This window comes from uncultured Campylobacter sp. (assembly GCF_938031315.1).
Lineage (GTDB): Bacteria > Campylobacterota > Campylobacteria > Campylobacterales > Campylobacteraceae > Campylobacter_B.
On the sequence record NZ_CALHHT010000203.1, the window covers coordinates 1 to 1,654 of the forward strand.

Annotated in this window: 1 protein-coding gene and 1 pseudogene; both read left to right on the top strand. The window is 43.9% G+C overall.

The genetic code is table 11. From position 1 onward, the window contains the following. Positions 1–723, top strand: a pseudogene (locus tag Q0236_RS05195) (TonB-dependent siderophore receptor); the annotation flags it as partial. Next, positions 698–1,642: a TonB-dependent siderophore receptor gene (locus Q0236_RS05200; RefSeq protein ID WP_297915769.1), complete on the top strand. Its 945-nt coding sequence runs from the start codon at positions 698–700 to the stop codon at positions 1,640–1,642. The pseudogene Q0236_RS05195 and the gene Q0236_RS05200, both read left to right, overlap by 26 nt. Positions 1,643–1,654 lie beyond the last annotated feature (12 nt).

A 1,654-nucleotide genomic window follows, 5' to 3' on the forward strand; every position in this document is an offset into this window, starting at 1 on the left:
AATTACCGTAGCATGATCGACATAACGGATGCGATAAATCAAAGCGGCACCGTGCGCGGACGCTTGATCGGCATAGCGGGCAAAGAGGGCGCTTATAAGCATTACGCTAACGGCTGGCGCAGCGCGGTGGGTGGGTTATTTGACTTTGATATCGGCGAGAAGACTTTGCTAAGCACGGGCGTAATCTATCAAAAATCAAGAGGCGTTTATGATGTTTTCGGCGTTCCGGTTATAGACGAGCAGGGAAATCTTTTAAATTTAAGCCGCAAAAGCTATTTTGGCTCGAATTGGGATAGAAGCGAGTATAGAAAATACAACGCCTTCACCGAGTTAAGCCATGAATTGAGTGACGATACGAAAGCCTACGTGAAAGTGAATTATACCGACAGCAAAGGCATGTTTAAATTTGGCTCCCTAGGCGGAGTAAATCCGTATAACGGCACTACGTCGCATAATGTAAGGAGACAAAGATATGAAAATACCTCCAAAGAGATCGCCGCAAAAATCGGGCTCGAAGGTAAGTATGAGCTCTTCGGCAACAAACATGAGTTCTTTATAGACGGCTCGGCATCGAGAGAAAAATTTAGCAATAATAGAAAATATCCGACAAATTTAACTCTAAACTCGCTTGGAATGGGTATTTACAATTGGAACAAAGACTTGATCCTAGAGCCCGATTGGAACAATCGAAGCAGCCTTGCCCAGGATTATACGCAACAATAGAATTTATCAATCCGCTATTAGCCTGGGTACCAGATATAATCTCAGCGAGGATTGGCATATATTATTGGGCGGACGATATTCTAGAGTAAAATATAACGCCTATCTGAAGGACTATATCTATCCGAACGAGACCGGCAAGCGAGACAGACCTACGAAAGTGCATTTTGCGCCGTATGCGGGGCTGACGTGGGATTTTACGCAAAATCACAGCTGGTATGTAAGCTATGCGGAAATTTTTAAACCGCAAAGTTCTACCGACAGAAACGGTGAGATATTAGATCCCGTAGTTGGATACAACGTAGAAACCGGCGTAAAAGGAGAGTATTTTGAAGGCGCGTTAAATACTAGCATTGCGCTATTTCAGATAATTCAAGAAAATAGAGCTATTCAAGATCCGCTAAATACGAATTACTCTATCGCCGAGGGCAAGGTGCGAAGCAGAGGCGTCGATGTAGAGGCGCAAGGAGAGATAACGGATAGTTGGAAAGTGTTTGCGGGCTATACGTTTAATCGCAGCGAATATCTAAAAAGCGAGAAGGCGAATTCTACGACGGTCGATTATAGTAAGGGCGCTAACGCGAAAAAATATATCCCGAAGCATCTTTTTAAAATTTATACGAATTACGAAATTCCGTTTTCCGCCCAGCGCAAGCTGATCTTTGGCGTCGGTATGCGATACCAAAGCGCCACGTCGGGGTTCTATCAAAACGTAAATTACGTAGCTCCCGAGCAGAAGGCCTATACGCTGTGGGATGCAAACGTCGGCTATAATTTCGACAAGCACTTTAGCATAAATTTTGCGGTTAAAAACATCGCCGACAAAAAGTATTTCGAAAATACCCAGAATCGTACCGCGGGTATGAATAACTTCTACGGCGAGCCGCGGAATTTTATGTTGACGCTTAATTATACATATTAGGTGCGGATGAAA